The sequence below is a fragment of the Nocardioides aurantiacus genome (assembly GCF_003752505.1).
In the GTDB taxonomy this organism is placed as follows: domain Bacteria; phylum Actinomycetota; class Actinomycetes; order Propionibacteriales; family Nocardioidaceae; genus Marmoricola; species Marmoricola aurantiacus.
The window spans coordinates 3024732-3047294 of the sequence record NZ_RKHO01000001.1 but is presented as its reverse complement, the minus strand read 5'-3'; the positions used below and the strand labels follow the sequence as shown (position 1 = coordinate 3047294).

At 74.2% G+C, this 22563-nt stretch carries 20 protein-coding genes; 13 read left to right on the top strand and 7 right to left on the bottom strand.

Annotated elements, in window-relative coordinates; translation table 11 throughout:
- Nucleotides 1-8: 8 nt before the first annotated feature.
- The gene (locus tag EDD33_RS14755; protein WP_246003532.1) at nucleotides 9-437 is read left to right on the top strand and encodes a DoxX family protein; all 429 of its coding nucleotides are present in this window, start codon (nucleotides 9-11) and stop codon (nucleotides 435-437) included.
- Here EDD33_RS14755 and EDD33_RS14750 read toward each other — a convergent pair.
- Complete coding sequence (locus EDD33_RS14750) at nucleotides 403-753, bottom strand: hypothetical protein (RefSeq protein ID WP_123391725.1); 351 nt, start codon at nucleotides 751-753, stop codon at nucleotides 403-405. The two genes, EDD33_RS14755 and EDD33_RS14750, sit on opposite strands and share 35 nt — an antisense overlap.
- A 66-nt stretch (nucleotides 754-819) precedes the next feature.
- On the opposite strand from EDD33_RS14750, the gene EDD33_RS14745 reads away from it, so the two are divergent.
- From EDD33_RS14745 to EDD33_RS14730, 4 genes are all read left to right on the top strand, one after another.
- Nucleotides 820-2574 (top strand): proline--tRNA ligase, encoded by a 1755-nt coding sequence (locus tag EDD33_RS14745; RefSeq protein ID WP_123391724.1) that lies wholly within the window; start codon nucleotides 820-822, stop codon nucleotides 2572-2574.
- A gap of 105 nt (nucleotides 2575-2679) precedes the next feature.
- Nucleotides 2680-3666: a zinc metalloprotease gene (locus EDD33_RS14740; protein WP_123391722.1), complete on the top strand. Its 987-nt coding sequence runs from the start codon at nucleotides 2680-2682 to the stop codon at nucleotides 3664-3666.
- A 77-nt stretch (nucleotides 3667-3743) separates the two neighbouring features.
- A complete protein-coding gene (locus EDD33_RS14735) occupies nucleotides 3744-4442 on the top strand; it encodes an HAD family hydrolase (RefSeq protein WP_123391721.1) in 699 nt (232 codons plus the stop codon).
- 129 nt (nucleotides 4443-4571) lie between these two features.
- Complete coding sequence (locus EDD33_RS14730; RefSeq protein WP_246003531.1) at nucleotides 4572-5846, top strand: acetamidase/formamidase family protein; 1275 nt, start codon at nucleotides 4572-4574, stop codon at nucleotides 5844-5846.
- Nucleotides 5847-5853: 7 nt separating this feature from the next.
- On the opposite strand, the gene EDD33_RS14725 is transcribed toward EDD33_RS14730, so the two are convergent.
- The 4 genes from EDD33_RS14725 to EDD33_RS20120 form a co-directional block, all read right to left on the bottom strand.
- Complete coding sequence (locus tag EDD33_RS14725) at nucleotides 5854-7257, bottom strand: TldD/PmbA family protein (RefSeq protein WP_123391720.1); 1404 nt, start codon at nucleotides 7255-7257, stop codon at nucleotides 5854-5856.
- Nucleotides 7254-8690 (bottom strand): TldD/PmbA family protein, encoded by a 1437-nt coding sequence (locus EDD33_RS14720; RefSeq protein ID WP_123391719.1) that lies wholly within the window; start codon nucleotides 8688-8690, stop codon nucleotides 7254-7256. The genes EDD33_RS14725 and EDD33_RS14720 overlap by 4 nt, the downstream gene beginning before the upstream one ends.
- Before the next feature lie 74 nt (nucleotides 8691-8764).
- Nucleotides 8765-9184 (bottom strand): ferritin-like domain-containing protein, encoded by a 420-nt coding sequence (locus EDD33_RS20125; protein ID WP_170169839.1) that lies wholly within the window; start codon nucleotides 9182-9184, stop codon nucleotides 8765-8767.
- Nucleotides 9181-9702, bottom strand: coding sequence for a hypothetical protein (locus EDD33_RS20120; RefSeq protein WP_170169838.1), 522 nt, complete (start codon nucleotides 9700-9702; stop codon nucleotides 9181-9183). Before EDD33_RS20120 ends, EDD33_RS20125 begins: the two co-directional genes overlap by 4 nt.
- A 108-nt stretch (nucleotides 9703-9810) precedes the next feature.
- Here EDD33_RS20120 and rimP point away from each other — a divergent pair, with 108 nt between their 5' ends.
- The 8 genes from rimP (at nucleotide 9811) to EDD33_RS14675 (ending at nucleotide 18272) form a co-directional block, all read left to right on the top strand.
- Nucleotides 9811-10281 carry a ribosome maturation factor RimP gene (gene rimP / locus EDD33_RS14710; RefSeq protein ID WP_123391717.1) on the top strand — a complete coding sequence of 157 codons (471 nt, stop codon included), beginning with the start codon at nucleotides 9811-9813 and terminating at the stop codon, nucleotides 10279-10281.
- Nucleotides 10281-11255, top strand: coding sequence for a transcription termination factor NusA (gene nusA, locus EDD33_RS14705; RefSeq protein ID WP_123391715.1), 975 nt, complete (start codon nucleotides 10281-10283; stop codon nucleotides 11253-11255). The genes rimP and nusA overlap by 1 nt, the downstream gene beginning before the upstream one ends.
- Before the next feature lie 59 nt (nucleotides 11256-11314).
- Nucleotides 11315-11698: a YlxR family protein gene (locus EDD33_RS14700; RefSeq protein WP_123391714.1), complete on the top strand. Its 384-nt coding sequence runs from the start codon at nucleotides 11315-11317 to the stop codon at nucleotides 11696-11698.
- A gap of 101 nt (nucleotides 11699-11799) precedes the next feature.
- Complete coding sequence (gene infB / locus EDD33_RS14695; RefSeq protein ID WP_123391713.1) at nucleotides 11800-14751, top strand: translation initiation factor IF-2; 2952 nt, start codon at nucleotides 11800-11802, stop codon at nucleotides 14749-14751.
- 167 nt (nucleotides 14752-14918) lie between these two features.
- Entirely contained in the window at nucleotides 14919-15404 is a 486-nt protein-coding gene (rbfA, locus tag EDD33_RS14690) for a 30S ribosome-binding factor RbfA (RefSeq protein ID WP_123391712.1), read from the top strand.
- Entirely contained in the window at nucleotides 15401-16294 is an 894-nt protein-coding gene (gene truB / locus EDD33_RS14685; protein ID WP_281274179.1) for a tRNA pseudouridine(55) synthase TruB, read from the top strand. The genes rbfA and truB overlap by 4 nt, the downstream gene beginning before the upstream one ends.
- 23 nt (nucleotides 16295-16317) lie before the next feature.
- Nucleotides 16318-17271 carry a bifunctional riboflavin kinase/FAD synthetase gene (locus EDD33_RS14680; RefSeq protein ID WP_123391711.1) on the top strand — a complete coding sequence of 318 codons (954 nt, stop codon included), beginning with the start codon at nucleotides 16318-16320 and terminating at the stop codon, nucleotides 17269-17271.
- Nucleotides 17268-18272: a hypothetical protein gene (locus tag EDD33_RS14675; RefSeq protein ID WP_211332560.1), complete on the top strand. Its 1005-nt coding sequence runs from the start codon at nucleotides 17268-17270 to the stop codon at nucleotides 18270-18272. Before EDD33_RS14680 ends, EDD33_RS14675 begins: the two co-directional genes overlap by 4 nt.
- Nucleotides 18273-18330: 58 nt before the next feature.
- On the opposite strand, the gene EDD33_RS14670 is transcribed toward EDD33_RS14675, so the two are convergent.
- Nucleotides 18331-20235 carry an alpha-amylase family protein gene (locus EDD33_RS14670; RefSeq protein WP_123391709.1) on the bottom strand — a complete coding sequence of 635 codons (1905 nt, stop codon included), beginning with the start codon at nucleotides 20233-20235 and terminating at the stop codon, nucleotides 18331-18333.
- Nucleotides 20228-22474 (bottom strand): molybdopterin-dependent oxidoreductase, encoded by a 2247-nt coding sequence (locus EDD33_RS14665; RefSeq protein ID WP_123391708.1) that lies wholly within the window; start codon nucleotides 22472-22474, stop codon nucleotides 20228-20230. Before EDD33_RS14665 ends, EDD33_RS14670 begins: the two co-directional genes overlap by 8 nt.
- Nucleotides 22475-22563 lie beyond the last annotated feature (89 nt).

Here is a 22563-nt window from a genome sequence, read left to right as displayed (position 1 = left end):
AGCGCGACGTGACCCACCTCGGCCCGCTGCTGACCGGCCCGACCCACCGCCGCGAGCCCGGTCGTCCCGACCTCGGGGTGCTCGGCCTGGCCGCGGCGTTCGCGTCCTCGGGCGTGGTGCACCTGGTCCGCCCGCAGACCTTCGAGCCGATGGTGCCCCGGGTGCTGCCCGCCCGTCGCGGCCTCGTGTACGCCAGCGGGGTCGCCGAGCTGGTGTGCGCCGCGGGGCTGCTCCACCCGCGCACGCGCCCCGCCGCCGGCTGGGCGAGCGCGGCGCTGCTGCTCGCGGTCTACCCCGCCAACCTGAAGATGGCCGGCGACGCCCGTCACAGCGACAGCACGGCCGTGAAGGCGGCCACGTGGGCCCGGCTGCCGCTCCAGCTGCCACCGCTGCGGGTCGCGCTCAGGGCCGCCCGTGCGGGTCGTCGGACCCGCTGAGCCGCGCCCGCACCCAGGTCACGAGCAGGGTGCCGGTGGCCGCCAGGACCACCAGCCGCGCGAGCAGCGACCAGGCGGTGACGGGCTCCGGCCCGGCGTACGCCACCAGCCACTGCCAGACCGGCACGACGCCGACCAGCGCGACCAGCAGGAGGCAGGCGGCGCCGGCGGCGAGCCCCCACCCCGGCTTCCGGGCGAGCCCGGGACGCCCTCCGGCGTGCGGTCTGGGGCGCGCCAGGGGACGTCGGCGGTGGCGACCGTCGTCGTGGGTCGGCGGCAGTCCCGCCTGCTCCGCTTGCCGTTCCCGGTGTCCCACCTCGCCCAGCCTAGGACCCGTCCCGGTCGCTAGCCTGTGCCGGTGACAACACCCCACGTCCTCCGCATGTCCTCGCTGTTCGTCCGCACCCTGCGCGAGGACCCCGTCGACGCCGAGGTGCCCAGCCACCGGCTGCTCGTCCGCGCCGGCTACATCCGCCGCGCCGCCCCCGGCATCTACACCTGGCTGCCGCTCGGCCTGCGGGTCTTCCGCAAGGTCGAGGCGATCGTGCGCGAGGAGATGGACGCGATGGGCGCCCAGGAGCTGCAGTTCCCCGCGCTGCTGCCGCGCGAGCCCTACGAGGCGACCAACCGGTGGACGGAGTACGGCCCCAACATCTTCCGGCTCCAGGACCGCAAGGGCGGCGACTACCTGCTCGGGCCGACCCACGAGGAGATGTTCACCCTCGTGGTGAAGGACCTCTACTCCTCCTACAAGGACCTGCCGGTCTGGCTCTACCAGATCCAGACCAAGTACCGCGACGAGGCGCGTCCCCGGGCCGGGCTGATGCGCGGTCGCGAGTTCGTGATGAAGGACAGCTACTCCTTCGACGTCACCGACGCCGGCCTCGAGGCGTCCTACGCGGCGCACCGGGCGGCGTACGTGAAGACCTTCGACCGGCTCGGCTTCGACTACGTCGTCGTCAGGGCCACCAGCGGGGCGATGGGCGGGTCGCGCTCGGAGGAGTTCCTCGCGAGCAGCGAGGTGGGGGAGGACACCTACGTCCGCTGCACCACCTGCGACTACGCCGCCAACGTCGAGGCCGTCCAGGTGCGCCCGCCCGCCCCCGTGCCGTACGACGACGCGCCCGCCGCCCACGCCGAGCAGACGCCCGACACCCCGACCATCGCCACGCTGGTCGACCACCTCAACGAGGCCTTCCCCCGCGAGGACCGTCCCTGGCACGCCGGCGACACCCTCAAGAACGTCCTGGTGGTGCTCAAGCACGCCGACGGCACCCGCGAGCCGCTGGCCATCGGCGTGCCCGGTGACCGCGAGGTCGACCAGAAGCGCCTCGAGGGGATGCTCGAGCCGACCGAGGTCGCGCCGATGGACGAGGCCGAGCTCGCCCGCCACCCGGCGCTGGTGAAGGGGTACATCGGCCCCGGAGCGCTCGGCGCGGACCACGCCTCGGGCATCCGCTACCTGCTCGACCCCCGGGTCGGCGAGGGCACCCGCTGGGTCACCGGCGCCGACGTGCCCGGCAGCCACGTGGTCGACCTGGTGGCCGGCCGCGACTTCACCGGCGACGGCACGATCGAGGCGGCCGAGGTGCGCGACGGCGACCCCTGCCCGAACTGCGACGACGGTGTCCTCGAGACCGCCCGCGGCATCGAGATGGGCCACATCTTCCAGCTCGGCCGCAAGTACGCCGAGGCGCTCGACCTCAAGGTGCTCGACGAGAACGGCAAGCTCGTCACGGTCACGATGGGCTCCTACGGCATCGGCGTCTCCCGCGCCGTCCCCGTGATCGCCGAGGACAACCACGACGAGCTCGGCCTGGTCTGGCCGCGCGAGGTCGCCCCGGCCGACGTGCACGTCGTGGCCACCGGCAAGGACGCCGCCGTCTTCGAGGCCGCCGCCACGCTCGCCGAGGGTCTCTCGGCCCAGGGCGTCGAGGTGATCTACGACGACCGGCCCAAGGTCAGCCCCGGCGTGAAGTTCAAGGACGCCGAGCTGATCGGGGTGCCCACCATCGTCACCGTCGGTCGCGGCCTGGTCGAGGGCAACGTCGAGGTCAAGGACCGTCGCACCGGCGAGCGCACCGAGGTGCCCGTCGGCGAGGCCGTGGCGCACCTCGTGGAGGTCGTGCGCGGCTAGCGTGCGGGTCTGCCGCGGTTGCGGTGGGCAACGATCCGGTCTCGGGGGCTGGTGCCCGTCGTACGCCGCGGCTTACGGTCGAGGTCCTCTCGGGAAGGAAGACCCATGACTCGCACGCTCCTGCGCGCCGCCTTCGCGGCCGCGCTCGCCACCACCCTCACCACCGGGGCGGCCTCCACGGCCGCCGCCCCCGTGGCCTCCGCGTCGGGGGCCACGAAGGCCGCCGACTGCGTCGAGCACACCGACGCCGACCATGCCGGGCACGCCGACGAGGCAGGCGCCTCGGCGCGGGTCCGTCCGGGCCAGGCCGGCTCCAAGGCGGACACCCGCGAGGTGAGCAGGACCGAGCAGCGGGCCATCGACGCCCGGACCCGGAAGATCGTGCAGGACAAGCGGGCCGACCGCACCACGGCGGCGGCGGGCAACAGCATCGCCAGCATCCCGGTCTACGTCCACGTGATGGTCGGCAACAACAACGCCGGCAACGTCAGCGACGCGCAGATCACCCAGCAGGTCGCCGTGCTCAACCAGACCTACGGCGGGGCCGACGTCAACGGCGCCGGGCTCGACACCGGCGTCGCCTTCCGGCTCGCCGGCACCGACCGCATCGTGAACAACTCCTGGCACCAGGACAAGCAGAGCTCCCAGTACCGCGCCAAGACCCGCCAGGGTGGCAAGAACGCGCTCAACATCTGGCTCGTCGAGTTCGACTACCTCGGGATCGCCACCTTCCCGTGGGACTACAGCAAGCAGCCCAGGATCGACGGCATCCGGGTGCAGTACTCCTCGCTGCCGGGCGGTCCGGCCACCAACTACAACCTCGGTGAGACCGCCACCCACGAGGCCGGCCACTGGCTCGGGCTCTACCACACCTTCCAGGGCGGCTGCGCCGACCCGGGCGACTCCGTGAGCGACACCCCGGCCCAGGCCTCGCCCTCCACGGGGTGCCCCACCGGCCGCGACTCCTGCCCGGCGCCCGGCCTCGACCCGGTCCGCAACTACATGGACTACAGCTACGACAGCTGCTACACCACGTTCAGCGCCGGCCAGGACAGCCGGATGGACCAGATGTGGACGGCCTACCGGGCCTGAGGCCGCGGCTCCCGTCCGGTCCCGTGGGACCCACCACCGGCCGGACGGGAGCCCACCCGCCCCACTAGCCTGCCGCCATGCAGCCCGAGGCCGTCATCTTCGACTGGGGCGGGACGCTGACCCGCTGGCACGACGTCGACTTCCACGCCGAGGCGCTCGCGCTCGCCCACGCGGTGACCGGCTCGAGCCACCCACCGCACGTCCACGTCGATGCCCTGCAGCGCGCCAACCAGGTCATCTGGGGACGCAGCCGCGACCACCAGCGCAGCTCGACCGTGGCCGACCTGTTCGACGAGGCCGGGCTGCCCCACGACCCGGAGCTGCTGACCCACTACCGCGAGTTCTGGGAGCCCCACACCGCCACCGACCCGCAGGTGGCGCCGCTGCTCGCCGGGCTGCGCGAGGCGGGGGTCCGGGTCGGCGTGCTGTCCAACACGATCTGGCCGCGGGCCTGGCACGAGGACTTCTTCCGTCGCGACGGGGTGCTCGACCTCCTCGACGGCGCCGTCTACACGAGCGAGGTGTCCTGGACCAAGCCCTCCCCGGAGGTCTTCCGCGCGGCGATGGCCGCCGTCGGAGCGACGGATCCCGCGCGCTGCGTCTACGTCGGCGACCGGCTCTACGACGACGTCTGGGGTGCGCAGAACGCCGGGCTGCGGGCCGTCCACGTGCCGCACAGCGTGATCCCGACCGAGCAGGTCGGCCACTCCGAGGGCGTGCCCGACGCGGTCGCGCACGAGCTCGCCGACCTGCCCCGGCTGATCGCCGACCTCTGAGCGGCACGAGCCCCGGAGCGGCGTACGCCGTGCGCGGGACGTGACCTGCCGGACATCTCAGGTCTCCGGGACGAAACGTTCTCCTGGTTCGGTGGCGTGGTCCCGTCACCGAAGCAGAGGAGCACCCCCGTGCCCGCTCACCCCGCCCTGCCGTCCCCCACCGCCTCCCTGGCCCGCCGCTCGATGCTGCGTGCGGCAGCGGTCGGCGCCCTCGGCGCCGCCCTCGTGACGGGGGAGCAGGGAGCCGCGAGCGCCGCGCCGTCGCCCCGGTCCCGACCGCTCCAGGTGCTGCAGCCCGGCGTCGGTCGCACCCGGGGACGCTACGTCCGGGCGAAGGCCGACGAGGTGCTCTGGGGTCGGCTGCCCAACCGCGACTCCGAGCCGGTGGCCGTGGTGCGCTCCGGCGACGTGGTCACCCTCGACACGATCTCCCACGAGGGCCTGCTCGAGGACCAGGGCCAGGATCCCCGTCAGTTCTTCGAGCAGTACGGCGTCCCCGAGCGCGCCGTGCTCCGCGACGCCGTCGAGGTGGCCGCGCGCACGCGGCACGACGGACCCGGCCCCCACGTCGTGACCGGCCCGATCGCGGTGCGTGGCGCCGAGCCCGGCGACGTGCTCAAGATCGAGGTGCTCGACCTCCCGCTGCGGGTGCCGTACGGCGTGATCTCCAACCGCCACGGCAAGGGCGCCCTGCCGGGGGAGTACCCGGAGCAGTTCGAGGGCGACCCCGCGTCGCGGCGCTACTTCAACGAGGGCGGCAACATCAGCGTCTTCGCCGCCGCGGAGCGCTCCCGCGGCGGGCTGCGCGGCCGGCTGCCCGGGTCGGTGCCGGTCGGGTTCGACCTGCACCCCTTCATGGGCATGATGGGCGTGGCCCGGGACACCTCGGCCCTGGTGGACTCGGTCCCGCCGACCGACGCGGGCGGCAACATCGACATCAACGACCTGACCGTGGGCTCCACGCTCTACCTGCCGGTGCAGGTGCCCGGCGCGATGTTCTACAGCGGCGACCCCCACATGGCGCAGGGCGACGGCGAGGTGGCGCTGACCGCGATGGAGGGCTCGCTGCGGCCGACCTTCCGGCTCACGGTGGTCAAGCGGGGCTCGCGCGGTGCTCCGCGTCCCGCCTTCGACGGCCCGTTCGCCGAGACCCCCGACCACTGGATCCCGATCGGGCTGAGCGACCCCGACGGCCCGGAGAACGGCGGCAACGCCACCAGCCTGGACCTCGCCATGAAGGCCGCCGTGCGGCAGGCGCTGGCCTTCCTGACCGACGAGCTGGGCATGGCCGGGCCGGTGGCCTACGCCTACCTGTCCGCGGCGGCCGACTTCCAGTGCTCGCAGGTCGTCGACCGCACGACCGGCATCCACGCGCTCATCACCAAGGCCGACTTCGGGCGCTGAGGCCGGGTCAGCCGGACGCGCCGCCGGTGAAGTTCCACGAGGCGAGGTGCAGGGCCGGGCAGGAGAACCGCGGCGAGGTCGCGGTGTAGGTGTCGCCGGGGACCGGCGTCGCCGTGCGGCCGACCGCGCGGACGTTGCCGGGCGCCAGCGCGGCGGCGTAGGCCTGGGTGAACCGGAAGTTCGCGACCGGCGCCGTGACCTGCCCGTCCTCGACCAGCCAGACGCCGTTGCGGGTCAGCCCGGTGATCGACAGCGTGCGGGGGTCCAGGACGCGGGTGTACCAGAGGTCGGTGACGAGCAGTCCCCGCTCCATCCCGGCGACGAGCTCGGCGACCGAGGCGTCGGCCACCACCCCGTCGGCCTCGGCGGCGACGGCGTCGAGGCCGCCCGTCGGCACGATGCCGAGGTGACGGGCCGACGGGCCGGCCCCGAACCGGTTCTCGGCGTCGTGGCCGGTGCTGCGGGCACCGTCACCGGCCTCGGCGGCAGTACGGCGGTCGTGGGTCACCGCGACCGTGCGGCCGCCCTCGACCAGCACGAGGCGCTCGCGCGGCGTGCCCTGGGAGTCGAAGGTCAGCCCCACCGCCAGCGGGTCGTCGACCACGCTGATCGCCGGGTCGAACTGGTCGGCGCCGACCCGCACGAAGGACCGACGCTCGTTGACGGCCTTGCCGTTGAAGGCGGCGAAGGCGTAGTTGGTCAGCAGGTCGGACACGGCGTCGGGCTCCAGGACCACCTCGTAGCGGCCCGGCTCGAGCTCGACGGGGTCGGTCCACGCCCGGGCCTTGGCCGCGGCACGGGCGCCGAGGGCGGCTCCGTCGAGGTCGGCGAGCCGCAGCGGCATCAGCCGGGCCACGCCGTCGGCACGACCCTCGGTCGCCTCGGCGCGGGCGACCCCGGCCAGGCCGCACTCGGCCGCGGCTCCCGAGACCAGCTGGCCCGCGGAGCTCGCGAAGGCGGTGCGGCTGGAGGTGGTCCGGCAGTAGCCGGCCGTCTCGAGGCCGCCGGCGCCCTCGACGAACCCGCGCACCACGGCGGCGCGGTCGTCGGGGGAGGCCTGGGCCGTCGCCGCGTCGGGCGTGGGGGCGGTCGCCGGGTCGACCGACCCGGTCAGCCCGGGCCAGGTCGGGTCGTGCGGGGCGACCCGGGCGGACGCAGCCACCCGCTCGACCAGGCGGGCCAGGTCGTCGTCGCCGACCACCGTGGCCGAGCCCGAGGTGGTGCGGCCCTCGTGGTGGACCACCAGGCGCACCGTGGTGACGTCCTCGGCGACGTTCTGGTGGATCACGGACTCCGCGAAGCGGGTCAGCCCCATCTCGTGGCGGGCGACCTCGGCCCCGACCTCCGCGCCGGCCAGGGCGCCGGAGGCGAGCTCGACGGCGCGTGCGGCCAGCGTCTCCTGGGTGCTCATGCCCGCACCCCCACCCGCACGCCGCGGAACCGGGCGGGTGCCGCGGGGTGACCGGTGTGACCGGTCTGTCCGGGCTGGCCCTTGCCGCAGTTGGGGGTGCCCCAGGCCACCGACTCGCTCGAGAGCATGTCCATCGAGGCCCAGAAGCGTGGGCCGATGCCGGTGTAGGTCGGGTTGCGCAGCAGCCGACCCTGGACGCCGTTCTTCACCTCGTAGCCGACCTCGGTGCCGAACTGGAAGTTCAGCCGGCGGTCGTCGATCGACCACGAGCGGTTGCTCTCCATCAGGATCCCGTCGTCGGTCGCGGCGATGATCTCCTCCAGGGTGTGCGGACCGGGCTCGAGCCCGACGTTGGTCATCCGCACCATCGGCAGTCGCGACCAGCCGTCGGCCCGGACCGAGCCGGCGTGGTCGAGCCCGGCGGCGGCCGCGGAGTCGCGGCCGGCAAGGACGCCCACCCACACCCCGTCGCGGACGGCGTCGCGCTTGACCGCGGGCGAGCCCTCGTCGTCGTAGCCGAAGGACCCCAGCGCGCCCGGGATGGTCGGGTCGACGGTGATGTTCATCAGCTCCGAGCCGTACTGCAGCGAGCCGAGCCGGGAGAGGTCGAGCCAGGAGGTGCCGGCGTAGGCCGCCTCCCAGCCGAGGATGCGGTCGAGCTCGATGGCGTGGCCGACCGACTCGTGGATCTGCAGGGCGAGCTGCTCGGAGCCCAGGATCAGGTCGGTGGTGCCGCTGGGGCAGGCGGGCGCCGTCAGCAGCTCACGGGCCTCGGCGCCGACCCGGGCGGCGTTGGCCTCGAGGTCGATCTCCTCGACGAACTCCCAGCCGCGGGTGGCGAACTGGCCGCGGGAGGCGGGGTAGGAGCGGCGCTGGGTCTCGTGCTCGCCGATGGCGGTGGCCTGGATGCCGGCCCCGCTCTCGCGGACGTGCTGGTCGATGCGGTGGCCCTCGCTGGAGACGAACCACTTGCGCGTCTCCCAGATGTCGTAGGACCCGGTCGCGAGGTCGGCGCCGTGCTCGAGCATCGTCTGCGTCGCCCGGACGAGCAGGTCGCCCTTGGTCGACAGCGGCACCTCGAACGGGTCGGTCACGCACTCGCTGGCCCACGAGCCGACCGAGGCCTCACCGGGGATCATCCCGCGGCCCTCGCGGCTGACCAGCGCGCTCGCCCGGGCGATCTCGGCGGCACGGGTGCCGGCGTCACGCAGCGACCGGTCGCCCAGGTCGGGCGTGGCGAAGAAGCCCCAGCCGGACCCGACCAGCGCACGGACGCCGATGCCGGAGTCGGCGTCCTGGGTGACGTCGTCGACGTCGCCGTCGCGGGCCGACATCGACTCGTAGCGCCGGTGCATCAGCCGGGCGTCGGCATAGCTCGCTCCGGCGTCGAGCGCGGCCTGGACGGCCGCCTGGGCGGCATCGAACTCGCTCATGTCCTCGACCCTAGACGGGCCGGCCGACAGCGCCGGGGCCCCCGGTGCCGGTCCGCGTGGGGGCGACCCGGGAGTCAGCCGAGCCCGGGGAAGTCGGTCGGCGGCTCGCCGAACCCGAGGCCGCGGACGGCGGTGGCGTCGAGCCCGTCCATGGCCGCCAGCCGGTCCTCTCCCGCCGTGTGGGCGACGGCCTCGCCGTAGGTCAGCGCCACCCGGCGCTCCAGCGTGCGGGCGACGGCCTCGATCTCCTCGGGCGTCGAGACCGGTCCGGGCGGGGCGTAGTCGGTCTCGCTCGCGACCGGGTCGACGCCGCGCCGGGCCAGCCGGGCGACCAGGTCGTCGCGGGCGGTGCGGTGGTCGGCGTACGCCTGCTCGAGGCGGGCGAACAGCACCGGCTCAGCCGACGCCGAGGCCCGTGCCCCGAGCAGGCCGTAGAGGTAGACCGACGCGTGCTCGGCGGCCAGCGCCTTCTGCAGCGCCTCGACCGGGGTCACGACGCCGGCCAGGTGGCGAGGCGCTGCTGCACGCCGGCGCCCATGCTCGCCAGCAGCCGGGCGAACTCGCCGCTCTGCGCCTGCGCGGCCAGCGTGGCCAGGCGGTCGTGCAGCTCCTGCTCCCGCTGCTCCAGGGCGCGCAGGGCGGCGGGACGGCGGCGGGGCACGGCGTACGGCCTGGCGGGGGTGCTCGGGTCGGCACCCGCCGGGACGGCGTCGACCAGGGAGGCCTCGTGAGCCCGATGCATCGACCCGACGGGGTCGAGCCGGGAGGCGAGCCCGGGGAAGCGGCGGGTGGTCGCGGCCAGCGCGCGGCGGGTCGCCCGCAGCTCGGCGAGGGCGGTGGTCGCGACCGCGACGTCGGGGGCGGGCCGGCGTGGCCGGGGTGTGTCGTCCCCGCGCAGCGGCGTGTCGACCGAGCAGCCCGGCAGCACGGTGGCGGCCGCCCCGACGGCCAGCCCGCCGGTGACCAGCGTGCGACGCGAGAGCGTGCGCCGCGTCGGGCTCGGGTCGACCACCCGAGCATCCTAGGGGCGGCGGCCGCCCGCCCGACGCAGCCGCCGAGCGTGCCCCACCGGGGCGTTAGGGTGGCACTCCACAACAGCACAGCAGGGAGGGTCTGGGACATGACTGCGTCCGACACCAGGGATCGCCTCGCTGAGGAGCTCGTCGCACCCATGCTCGCGCTGGGGCTCGACCTCGAGGCCGTGGACGTCTCCGCCGCCGGCAAGCGCCGCGTGCTGCGGGTCGCCGTCGACAAGGACGGCGGCGTCACCATGGACGAGATCGCGGAGGCGACCCGCGAGGTCTCCCGCGTGCTCGACGAGCGCGGCCTCATGGGCGAGCGCGCCTACACCCTCGAGGTGTCCTCGCGCGGCGTCGACCGCCCGCTCACCCTGCCGCGCCACTGGCGCCGCAACGTCGGCCGCCTGGTCAGGGTCACGCTGCCCGGCGAGGACGACGTGACCGGCCGGCTGGTCGGTGCCGACGAGCAGGGTGCCGACCTCGACGTGGACGGCACCGCCCGTCGCGTCGGGTTCGACGAGGTCACCAAGGCCAAGGTCCAGATCGAGTTCACCAAGCACGAGGAGTCCTGATGGACATCGACATGAACCTGCTGCGCATGCTCGAGCGCGAGAAGGAGATCCCCTTCGAGGTGCTGGTGGAGGCCATCGAGCAGGCGCTGCTCACGGCGTACCAGAAGAGCAACGAGGCGCAGGAGCACGCCCGCGTCCAGCTGGACCGCAAGTCCGGCCACGTCACGGTGGTGGCCCAGGAGCGCGACGCCGAGGGCGAGGTCGTGGGGGAGTACGACGACACCCCGGCGGGCTTCGGCCGGATCGCCGCGACGACCGCGAAGCAGATCATGCTGCAGCGGCTGCGCGATGCCGAGGACGAGCGCAAGTTCGGGGAGTTCGCCGGCAAGGAGGGCGACATCGTCTCCGGCGTCATCCAGCAGGGCCGCAACCCCGACGACGTCATGGTCGACCTGGGCTCGCTCGAGGCGCTGCTGCCCGCCGGCGAGCGCGTCCCGGGGGAGGACTACTCCCACGGCACCCGCATCAAGTGCCTGGTGGTCAGCGTCCGCAAGGGCATGCGCGGTCCGCAGGTGATGCTCTCGCGCACCCACCCGAGCCTGGTCAAGAAGCTCTTCGCGCTCGAGGTGCCCGAGATCGCCGACGGCACCGTCGAGATCGCCGGCATCGCCCGCGAGGCCGGCCACCGCACCAAGCTCGCGGTCCACACCCAGGTGCCGGGCGTCAACGCCAAGGGCTCGTGCATCGGCCCGATGGGCCAGCGCGTGCGCAACGTGATGAACGAGCTGCACGGCGAGAAGATCGACATCGTCGACTGGTCGGACGACCCCGCCACGCTGGTCGGCAACGCGCTCAGCCCGGCCCGGGTCTCCCAGGTCACCGTCGTCGACCTCGCCGCCCGCTCGGCCCGCGTCGTGGTGCCCGACTTCCAGCTCTCGCTCGCGATCGGCAAGGAGGGCCAGAACGCCCGCCTCGCCGCCCGCCTCACCGGCTGGCGCATCGACATCCGCTCCGACGAGGCACCGACCGACTGACCGGGAGGCCCCGAGATCCGGTTAGGGCTGGGGCGAGCCGCCCGGTAGAGTGGCCCACGGTGGTTTTCCAGCAGGACACGCAGCGCGGCGACGGACCCGTCCGGACCTGTGTCGGGTGTCGGCAGAAGGCCCCCAAGCGCGAGCTGTTGCGGGTGGTCGTCCGTGCGGGTCCCGATGGCCAGGCCCCCTGGCACGTCGAGCCCGACCCGGTCGGCTCCGCACCGGGCCGCGGGGCGCACCTGCACCCCACGGTCGCGTGCCTGGCGCTGGCCGAGCGCAAACGTGCTTTCACCCGGGCCCTGCGGCATGATGCTCAGGCCCGAGCAGCACTCAGCCTCGACCGGCTGCGCCGGCACCTCGCACCGCACGACGCACCACCAGCACGCGCGACACCAGCACAGACCCAGTCAGCACCCATCCGGAACGGGAGCACGAGCTCATGAGCCTGCGATGAGACCCCTCGCAATGAGTACCGCGCGATGAGCAAGCACATCAACTAGCGGTTCGCTGCCCTCCTGGACGGGCTCGGACCAGGAGGAAATCCGTGGCAAACACCCGAGTCAGCGATCTCGCCAAGAAGTACGGCGTGCCCAGCAAGGAGGTCATCACCCTCCTCGGCGACCTGGGCGAGTTCGTCAAGGCGCCGTCGTCGGGCATCAACCCCCTCGTCGAGAAGCGCTTCAACGACACCTACGGCAGCGAGCTGAAGGCCAAGGCCGACGCCGCTGCTGCCAAGAAGGCCGCCAAGAAGGCGCCGTCCGCGACCCCGTCGGCCCCTGCGGCCCCGGCTCCCGCCGCCCCCGCGGCTGCGGCCCCCGCCGAGGCACCTGCCCCCGAGGCCCCCGCGCCGGAGGCTCCCGCGTCCCCGGCCGCGCCGGCCGCCGAGGCGCCCGCCCCCGAGGCTCCTGCCGCCGAGGCCCCGGCGTCCCCGGCCGCCCAGGCGCCGTCGGCCGCACCCGTCCGACCGGGTCCGCGCCCGGGTCCCCGGGCCAAGCCCGCCCCCGAGCCCGCGGCCCCGGAGGCACCCGCCCCCGCGGCGAGCGCCCCCGCGGCCCCGGCCGCCCCCGAGAGCCCCGCGGCTCCCGAGGCGCCCGCCGCCCGTGAGGGTGGCGAGGAGGAGCGTCCCTCCGGTGGCGCCGGCTTCAAGCCCGGCCCCCGGCCGCCCCGTCCCGGCGCCCCGCGTCCGGGCAACAACCCGTTCAGCTCCACCCAGGGCATGGGTCGCCGCCCGGCGCCGCGTCCGCAGTCGGGTGCGCCCGCCGCTCCCGGCGACGACGCCCAGCGTCCGCCCCGGCCCCCGGCCGGTCGCGACGGCATGCCGCGTCCCAACCCGGCGATGATGCCCAAGTCCCCGGCCGCCTTCGGTGCCGGTCCCGGCCGTGGTGGCCCCGGCGGCCCCGGTCGCGGTGGCCCCGGTGGTCCCGGTCGCGGTGGTCCCGGTGGCGCCCCGGCGCGCGGTGGCCCTCCCGGCCGCGGCGGCTTCGGCGGCGGCCCGGGCGGTGCGCCCGGTGGCGGTGCCCCCGGTCGTCCCGGTGGTCCCGGTCGGGGTCGTCCCGGCCAGCGCGGCAGCACGCAGGGCGCCTTCGGTCGCCCCGGCGGCCCGTCGCGTCGCGGTCGCAAGAGCAAGCGCGCCCGTCGTCAGGAGTTCGAGGCCATGCAGGCCCCGACGATCGGCGGCGTGCGGGTCCGCAAGGGCGACGGCGAGACCGTCCGCCTGGCGCGTGGCGCCTCGCTGACCGACTTCGCCGAGAAGATCGGCGTCGACGCCGCCTCGCTGGTGCAGATGCTGTTCCACCTGGGCGAGATGGTCACCGCGACCGAGTCGGTCAACGAGGACACCCTGCAGCTGATCGGCGACGAGCTCAACTACGTCGTCGAGGTCGTCTCCCCGGAGGACGAGGACCGCGAGCTGCTCGACTCCTTCGACGTCCAGTTCGGCTCCGACGAGGGCGACGAGGACATGCTCGAGGCGCGGCCGCCGGTCGTCACCGTCATGGGTCACGTCGACCACGGAAAGACCAAGCTGCTCGACGCGCTGCGCAGCGCCAACGTCGTCGACAAGGAGGCCGGTGGCATCACGCAGCACATCGGTGCCTACCAGGTCGCGGCCGAGGTCGACGGCGACGAGCGCTACATCACCCTGATCGACACCCCCGGTCACGAGGCGTTCACCGCCATGCGTGCCCGTGGTGCGCAGGCCACCGACATCGCGATCCTCGTGGTCGCGGCGGACGACGGTGTCATGCCGCAGACGGTCGAGGCGCTCAACCACGCCAAGGCCGCCAACGTGCCGATCGTGGTCGCGGTCAACAAGATCGACGTGCCTGCGGCGGACCCGACCAAGGTGCGCGGCCAGCTCAGCGAGTACGGCCTGGTCCCCGAGGAGTACGGCGGCGACACGATGTTCGTCGACGTCTCCGCCCGGGAGCAGCTCAACCTCGACAAGCTGCTCGAGGCCGTCGTGCTCACCGCCGACGCGTCGCTCGACCTGCGCGCCAACCCCGAGCAGGACGCCCAGGGCCTGGTCGTCGAGGCGCACCTGGACCGCGGTCGCGGTCCGGTCGCCACGATCCTGGTCCAGCGCGGCACGCTGCGCGTGGGCGACTCGATCGTCGCCGGTCCGGCCCACGGCCGCGTCCGCGCGATGATCGACGAGCACGGGGACAACATCGAGGAGGCCTACCCCTCGCGTCCTGCGATGGTGCTCGGTCTCTCCGGCGTCCCCGGTGCGGGCCAGAACTTCATCGTGGTCGAGGACGACCGGATGGCCCGCCAGATCGCCGAGAAGCGCGAGTCCCGCGAGCGGGCGGCCATGCAGGCCAAGCGCCGCGTGCGTCGCAGCCTCGAGGACTTCATGGCCTCCATGGAGAAGGGCAAGAGCCAGGAGCTCAACCTCATCCTCAAGGGCGACGTGTCCGGTTCGGTCGAGGCCCTCGAGGACTCGCTGGCCCAGATCGACGTCGGCGACGAGGTCTCGCTGCGCGTCATCGACCGCGGTGTCGGTGCGATCACCGAGACCAACGTCGACCTGGCCGCGGCCTCCGACGCCATCATCATCGGCTTCAACGTCCGCCCGCAGGGCAAGGTGACGGAGATGGCCGACAAGGAGGGCGTGGAGATCCGCTACTACTCGGTGATCTACCAGGCCATCGAGGAGATCGAGGCGGCGCTCAAGGGCCTGCTCAAGCCCGAGTACGAGGAGTCGACCCTGGGCCAGGCGGAGATCCGTGCGATCTTCCGCAGCTCCAAGATCGGCAACATCGCGGGCTGCATGGTCACCGGCGGCGTCATCCGACGCAACGCCAAGGTGCGCCTGATCCGCGACGGCTCCGTGGTCCAGGACAACCTGGACCTGGCTTCGCTCAAGCGGGAGAAGGACGACGCCTCCGAGGTCCGCGAGGGCTTCGAGTGCGGTCTGGTCCTGCGCGGGTTCAACGACATCAAGGAGGGCGACATCGTCGAGGCCTTCGAGATGAAGGAGATCCCGCGGAGCTGATCCCCGCGGCACGTCGTACGGCTGCAGCACCGGTCGTCCCGGCGGCGGTTTCCCAGGTTCGCCTGGCAGACCGCCGCCTGGCCGGTGTTGCGACACCGGCCAGGTGACGGATTCCCAGGCGACCTCGGGAAACCGTCGACGGCCCCAGGCACAGAACAGGACCCACCATGGCAAGCCCCCGCGTGCGCAAGATCGCCGACCGCATCAAGGTGGTCGTGGCGGAGATGCTCGAGCGCCGGATCAAGGACCCCCGACTGGGGTTCGTCACCGTGACCGACGTGCGCGTCTCCGGTGACACCCAGCACGCCTCGATCTTCTACACCGTCCTCGGCGAGGAGTCCGACCACGAGGGCACCGCCGCGGCGCTGGAGTCGGCCCGTGGGCTGATCCGCTCCGAGGTGGGCAAGCAGCTCGGCATCCGGCAGGTGCCGACGCTGGAGTTCGTCCGTGACGCCCTGCCCGAGACCGCGCGTGAGATCGACGACCTGCTCGAGCGGGTCCGCGCGGCCGACGCGGAGGCGGCGCGACGCGCCGCCGAGGGGGCGTACGCCGGGGACGCGGACCCCTACAAGAAGCCGCGCGAGCCCGAGTCCGACGACGACGACCTCGGCGAGGGCCCTGAGGACGAGCACGAGGACGACCCGCGGGCGTGAGCCGTCCCGACGGTCCCGACGGACTGGTCGTCGTCGACAAGTCCGGGGGCATGACCTCCCACGACGTGGTCTCCCGGACCCGTCGCATCCTCGGCACCCGCAAGGTCGGGCACGCCGGCACGCTCGACCCGATGGCGACCGGCGTGCTGGTCCTCGGGGTCGGCCGCGCCACCCGGCTGCTCGGCCACCTGCAGCTGGCCGACAAGACCTACGACGCCACGGTGCGCCTCGGCGCGAGCACGACCACCGACGACGCCGAGGGCGAGGTGCTGGCCACCGCGCCGGTCGCGGGGGTCGAGGCGGGGGCCGTGCGGGAGGCGCTCGCGGGCTTCGTCGGCGAGATCGACCAGGTGCCCTCGGCGGTCTCGGCCATCAAGGTCGACGGCCGCCGCGCCTACGACCGGGTGCGGGCCGGCGAGCAGGTCGAGCTCGCCTCGCGGCGGGTGACGGTCCACGCGCTCACCGTCCACGACGTACGCCGCGCCGCCGTCGACGCCCACGAGGTGCTCGACGTCGACCTGACCCTGCACTGCTCCACCGGCACCTACGTCCGCGCCGTCGCGCGCGACCTGGGGGAGCAGCTCGGCACCGGGGGCCACCTCACCGCCCTGCGTCGTACGACGGTGGGCCCGTTCTCGCTCGACGTGGCCCGCACCCTCGAGCAGCTCGAGGCCGAGCCGGAGGTGCTGCCCATCGCCGCGGCCGCCCGCCGCGGCTTCCCCGCGGTCGACCTCGACGAGACGCGGGCGGCCGACGTGCGCGTGGGCCGCAAGCTCGAGCTGGAGCTCGGCAGCCCGGGCCCGGTGGCGCTGTTCGCGCCCGACGGCACCTTCCTCGCGCTCTACGAGCAGGCGGGGCCACAGGCCCGGGCCGTGGCCGTCTTCGTCTGAGCGGACGCCAGTAAGGTTCGTCCGTGCGCATCTGGCGATCCCTGGACGACGTCCCCGCCGACCTCGCCGCCACCGTGGTGACCATCGGCAACTTCGACGGCGTGCACCTCGGCCACCGGGCGGTGCTGCGTCGGACCCGCGAGCTGGCCGACGAGCTGGGGCACCGCGTCGTCGCCGTCACCTTCGACCCGCACCCCATCGCGGTGCTGCGGCCCGACCACGCGCCGCAGCCGCTGACCGAGGTCGGCACCCGCTGTGCCCTGCTCGCCGACGCCGGGGTGGACGACGTGTTCGTGCTCCCCTTCGACCGCGAGGTGGCGGCCTGGACGCCCGAGGAGTTCGTGCAGCGCGTGGTCGTGGACGGCCTGCACGCGAGGGCGGTCGTGGTCGGCGCCAACTTCCGCTTCGGTGCCCGCGCCGCCGGGGACGTGACGTTCCTGCGCGAGTTCGGGCGCGAGCACGGGTTCACCGCCGAGGGCATCGAGCTCGACGGCGGCCCGCAGGTGTGGTCCTCGACCTACGTCCGCACCTGCCTGGCCGCCGGCGACGTCGAGGGCGCCGCCGAGGCGCTCGGTCGCCCGTTCTCGCTCGTCGGCCAGGTGGTCCGCGGCGACCAGCGCGGCCGCGAGCTCGGCTACCCCACGGCCAACGTGCCCACCCACGGCCTCGCCGCCCCTGCCGACGGGGTGTACGCCGGCCGGCTGCGCGTGCTCGACGAGGGCGACCCGCTCCACGGCGCGTGGCTGCCGGTCGCGATCAGCGTCGGCACCAACCCCACCTTCGAGGGCGAGCGCGACCGCCGCGTGGAGTCCTACGTGCTCGACCACGAGGGGATCGAGCTCTACGACCGCACCGTGGAGGTGACCTTCACCGCCCGCATCCGCGGCATGGTCCGCTTCGACGGCGTCGATGAGCTGCTGGAGCGGATGGCGCTCGACGTCGAGCGCACCCGCGAGCTGCTGGAGGGCACCGCGTGAGCGAGGAGCAGCCGCCCACCGTCCCGTTCAGCGCCGGCCCCGAGCAGCCCGAGCAGCCCGAGCAGCCCGGCCGACCCGGCCAGCCCGGCCAGCCCGGTCGGCTCCGTGGCCGTCCGCGTGCCACCTCGCCCGAGGACGACCGCTGGTTCGTCGAGCACGGCCTGCCGTGGTTCGTGCCCGAGCGCCGCGAGCGGGCCCACCGGGCGCTGCACGACCCCCGCCTGCTGGTGGGCCTCGTCGGCGTCGCGCTGCTCAGCCTGCTCGGCGGCATCGCGCTGGCCTGGCTGGCCGGGACGCCCAGCCTGGCCCCCGCCTCGCTGCTGACGGTCACCGGCCTCGCCGCGGCGGCGTACGCCGGGACCAAGCTGGGGGCGTGGCCGATCGCCCGCTGGGCCGGCCGCCACACGCTGCGCAGCCTGCACCTGCTGCTGCCCCTGGTGACCCGGGCGCTGCCGCTGCTGCTGCTGTTCATCACCTTCTTGTTCATCAACGCCGAGGTGTGGCAGCTCTCGGCCAACCTCGACGGCGGCGTGCTCTGGCTGACGGTGCTGATGTTCGCCGCGATCGCCGTGGTGTTCCTGCTGGCGCGGCTGCCCGAGGAGCTCGACCGGGTGGGTGACCAGGTCGACGCCCCGCAGATCAGCGGGCTCGAGCGGGCCAACCTGGTGCTCGTGCTGATGGTCGCCCAGGCGGTGCAGGTGCTGCTGCTCGCGCTGTCGGTGTTCGCCTTCTTCATGGTCTTCGGCGGCCTGGTGATGACCCACGGCGTGCAGGAGGCGTGGACCGGCCAGGACTCGATCTCGGCGCTGCCGTGGGCCGACAACCTCTCCGTCGAGCTGGTGCAGGTCTCGGTGTTCCTCGCGGCCTTCTCGGGGCTCTACTTCACCGTCTACGCCGTCACCGACGAGACCTACCGCGAGCAGTTCTTCACCGAGATCAAGGCCGAGCTCGACCGCGCCGTGTCCTCGCGCGCGACCTACCTCGCCGCCCGGGGCGACTGAGCGGGCAAAACTGCCCGCGAGACCGGGCATTCCGGACGTCGGAGGGCAGTTTCCCCGGTTAGCCGGTGAAACTGCCCGAGGTCAGCCAGGCCGCGCCGTACGCCGGCAGCAGCACCGCCCCGCCGCGCACGACCGGCTGCTCGCCGGTCGTCCGGTCGACCAGGTCGGCGGGGTCGAGCCCGACGGAGTGCAGCACCTCGACGGGCACCGGGCGGGGCGAGCCGGTCACGTTGTAGGCGCCCAGCATCGGTCCGAGGGGGTGGCGCCGCAGCACCAGCAGCACGCCGGGGTCGGCCGGGTCGAGGACCTCGGCGCCCACCGAGGCGTGCAGGTGGGGCAGGCCCCGGCGGGCCGCCACGAGCTGCCGCAGGTCGTCGCCGATGCCGTGGGCGTCGCGCGGCGTCGAGCCGTCATCGGGCCACGGCATCAGCGGCCGGTGCACCCAGCGGTTGTCCTCGGCGTGCTCGGGGACCTCGTCCCAGGCGGCGTCGTTGACCAGCCCGAGCTCGTCGCCCATCCAGATCACGGGCAGCCCGCCGAAGCCGAGCACCAGGGCGTGGGCGAGCCGGATCCGGGCCGGGGCGTCGGGGTCGCCGGCCTCGAGGCCGGCGAGCGAGGCCAGCGACCCGGAGATGCGCCGGTCGCGGGTCTCCTCGTTCTCCTGGAACACCAGGCCGCGGGCCCAGGAGCCCGGGAAGTCGCCGGAGTAGAAGTCGGAGAGGAAGGCGCGGTGGCCGTGGCCGGTGATCCCGACCGCCGCGGCGTCACCGTCGTCGACGGCCCAGCCGATGTCGTCGTGGCAGCGCGCGTAGGTCACCCACGCCGTCGTCGAGGGCGGGGCGGGGAGCTGCTGCAGCGCGCGGCTGGCGAGCCACACGTCGCGGGTGGCCAGCATCGACCACAGCTGCACCATCAGGCTGTTGTGGTAGGCCAGGTCGCTGACCTTGCCGTGGTGGGCGCCCTGGCCGAGGTAGGCCACGAGGTCCTGCGGCCCGACGATCGCCTCGGCCTTGAACAGCACCGCCGGCGCCGCGATCCGGGCCACGGTGCGCAGCGCCTGCGTCAGCGCGTGCACCTCGGGCTGGTTCTGGCAGCTGGTGCCCATCCGCTTCCAGGTGAAGGCGATCGCGTCGAGCCGGAACACCTCGACGCCGTGGTTGGCCCAGAAGCAGATGATGTCGGCGAACTCGCACAGCACCGCGGGGTTGGACCAGTCGAGGTCCCACTGGTAGTCGTTGAAGGTCGTCCACACCCACGCGTCGAGCCCGGCGTCGTGGCTGAAGCTGCCGGGCGCGAAGTCGGGGAACACCTCGGGCAGCGTCTGCTCGTAGGCGTCGGGGAGGTCGCGGTCCTCGAAGACCAGGAAGTAGTCCCGGTGGTCCTGCTCGCCCGCCACCGCACGCCGGGCCCAGTCGTGCTCGCGGGCCACGTGGTTGAGCACCAGGTCGAGGCACAGGCTGATGCCGCGGCTGCGCAGCTCGGAGGTCAGCCGGGCGACGTCGTCGACGGTGCCGAGGTCGGAGCGCACCGTGCGGTAGTCCATGACGGCGTAGCCGCCGTCGTTCGGCGCGGGCCGAGGCGTGAGCAGCGGCATCAGGTGCAGGTAGCGCACCCCCAGCTCCTGGAGGTACGACGCCCGGGCGGCCACCCCGGCGAGGTCGCCGCCGAACCGCTCGGCGTAGGCCGCGTAGCCCACGACGTCGGGCCGCTGGAACCAGTCGGGCGCCAGCGACCGCTCGAGGTCGAGCGCGTGCAGCTCCTCGGACCGGGCGGCGAACGCCCGGGCGGCGAGCAGCACCAGCCGGTCGCCGACCGCGGCGGGCGCGTCGTACAGCGGGCGCAGGGCGGCGTCGAGGTCGGGTCGCCAGCGTGCGACCCGGGCCTCGAACAGCTGCCGGCGGTGCGCGGGGAGCGGGGCCAGGACCTCGTCGAGGCCGGGGACGGCGGCGCGCGGCTCAGGCACGGGAGGAGTGTGCCGGGGTCGGCTCGGTGACCGCCGCGGCGGCGTCGTGCCCCGTCCCGTCGTCGTGGGCGTCCGCCGGCGCGAGCGTCACCGGGACGCCGTTGAGCGCGGCGTTGCCGGAGACGTCGAGGCGCTCGGGGTCGGTCAGGTCGTTGACCGAGACGCCCGCGACGCCGTTGGCGTGCGCGAGCCGGGTGCCCGCGTTGCCCGGACCGCCGTGGCCGTAGCCGTGGGGCAGCGAGACCACGCCGGGCATCACGTCGTCGGTGGCCTGCACCTCGGTGATGACGCTGCCGACGCGCGAGGTGATCCGCACCCGGTCGCCGTCGGCCAGCCCGTGGGCGGCCAGGTCGTCGGGGTGGACGAGGAGCTGGTGGCGCGCCTTGCCCCGGGTCAGCCGCGGCGTGTTGTGCATCCAGGAGTTGTTGGTGCGCTGGTGGCGGCGGCCGATCAGCAGCAGCTCGCCCTCGGCCGCCTGCGGGGCGTCGAGGCTGCGGCGGAGCCGGTCGAGGTCGGCCAGCACCAGGTCGGGGGCCAGGTGCACCAGCTTGTCGCGGGTCTGCAGCCGGCCGGGCAGCACCGGGCGCAGGGCGCCGAGGTCGACGCCCTCGGGGTGGGCGCGCAGCGCGCGGAGCGTCGTACGACGGCCGGCGAGGAGCAGCAGCTCGACGAGCCGGGTCGGGCTGGTCCGCAGCACCGCGGCGTCGGCCACGCGCCTGAGCCGCGCCGTGCCACGGGCGGGGCGCCGCCCGGTGATGCGCAGCGCGAGGTCACGGAAGATCTCCCAGTCGTGGCGCGACCCGGCCGGCTTGGGCAGCACGGCGGGGGAGAACCGCGCGGTGTTGCGCACCGCCAGCGCGTGGAAGACCAGGTCGTAGTGGTCGCGTTCGAGCGCGGTGGTCGGCGGCAGCACCACGTCGGCGTGCCGGGTCGTCTCGTTGAGGTAGATGTCGACCGACACCATGAAGTCCAGGCCCTCCAGCGCGCGGGAGAGCCCGGCGCCGTCGGGCGTGGAGAGGACGGGGTTGCCGGCCACCGTGAGCAGCGCCCGCACCTGGCCCTCGCCGGGGGTGGTGATCTCCTCGCGCAGCGCGCTGACGGGCAGCTCGCCGGAGAACTCCGGCAGCCCCCGCACCCGGCTGCGCCAGGCGCCGAGGTGGCCGCGGCCCACCAGGCCCCTGCCGACGACGTCGATCGCCGGCTCGGTGAACATCACGCCGCCCTCGCGGTCGAGGTTGCCGGTGAGCACGTTGAGCAGGTGGACCGCCCACTGGCCGAGCGACCCGAAGCCCTGCGTGGACAGGCCCATCCGGCCGTACGCCGCCGCGCGCCCGGCCGCAGCGAAGTCGCGCGCCAACCGGCGGATCTCCTCGGCCGCGAGCCCGGAGACCGCCGCCGCCCGCTCGGGCGTCAGGTCGGCGACGGCCAGCCGGACCGCCTCGACGCCGCGGACGTAGGACGGCACGTCGGTGAGGTCCTCGGCGAGCAGCGTGTGCACCATCGCGAGCAGCACCGCGGCGTCGGAGCCGGGCCGCACGAAGTGGTGCTCGTCGGCGACCGCGGCGGTCTCGGTGCGACGCGGGTCGAGCACGATCATCCGGCCGCCGCGCGCCTTGAGCTCGCGCACCCGGGCGGGGAAGTCGGGCACCGTCATCAGCGAGCCGTTCGAGGCCATCGGGTTGGCCCCGACGACGAGGAACAGCTCGGTGCGGTCGAGGTCGGGCACCGGGATCATCAGCTGGTGGCCGTAGAGCTGCCACGCGAGCAGCTGGGCGGGGAGCTGGTCGACCGAGGTCGCGCTGTAGGTGTTGTGGGTGCGCAGCGTCTTGGCGAGCCGGACCCCGTGGGTCATCGCGCCGAGCGAGTGCACGTTGGGGTTGCCGAGGTAGACGCCGACCGCGTCGCGACCGTGCTGCTGCTGGGTGTCGGCGAGTCCGTCCGCGGCGAGCCGGACCGCCTCGTCCCAGGAGATCTCCTCCCACGTCGCGTCGGCGCCACGGCCGACACGACGCACGGGGGTCCGCAGCCGGTCGGGGTCGGCCTGGACGTCGGCGATGGCCACGCCCTTGGGGCAGACGTGCCCCCGCGAGAGGGGGTCTCCCGCGTTGCCGCGCACGCCGGTGACGGCGGGGCCGTCGGGACGCTGCTCGATCGTGAGCACCAGCCCGCAGATCGCCTCGCACAGGTTGCAGGCGGTCAGCCGGGTCGTGCTCTCGGGATCGGTGGGGGCCGTCGTCATGCCCGGCATCCTCGCACGCAGCGCCGCCGCCCCGAGGGCCTCGAGGACGACTCCGCAGCGGCGCCGGCGCCGCGGTCGGGGGAGTGGCG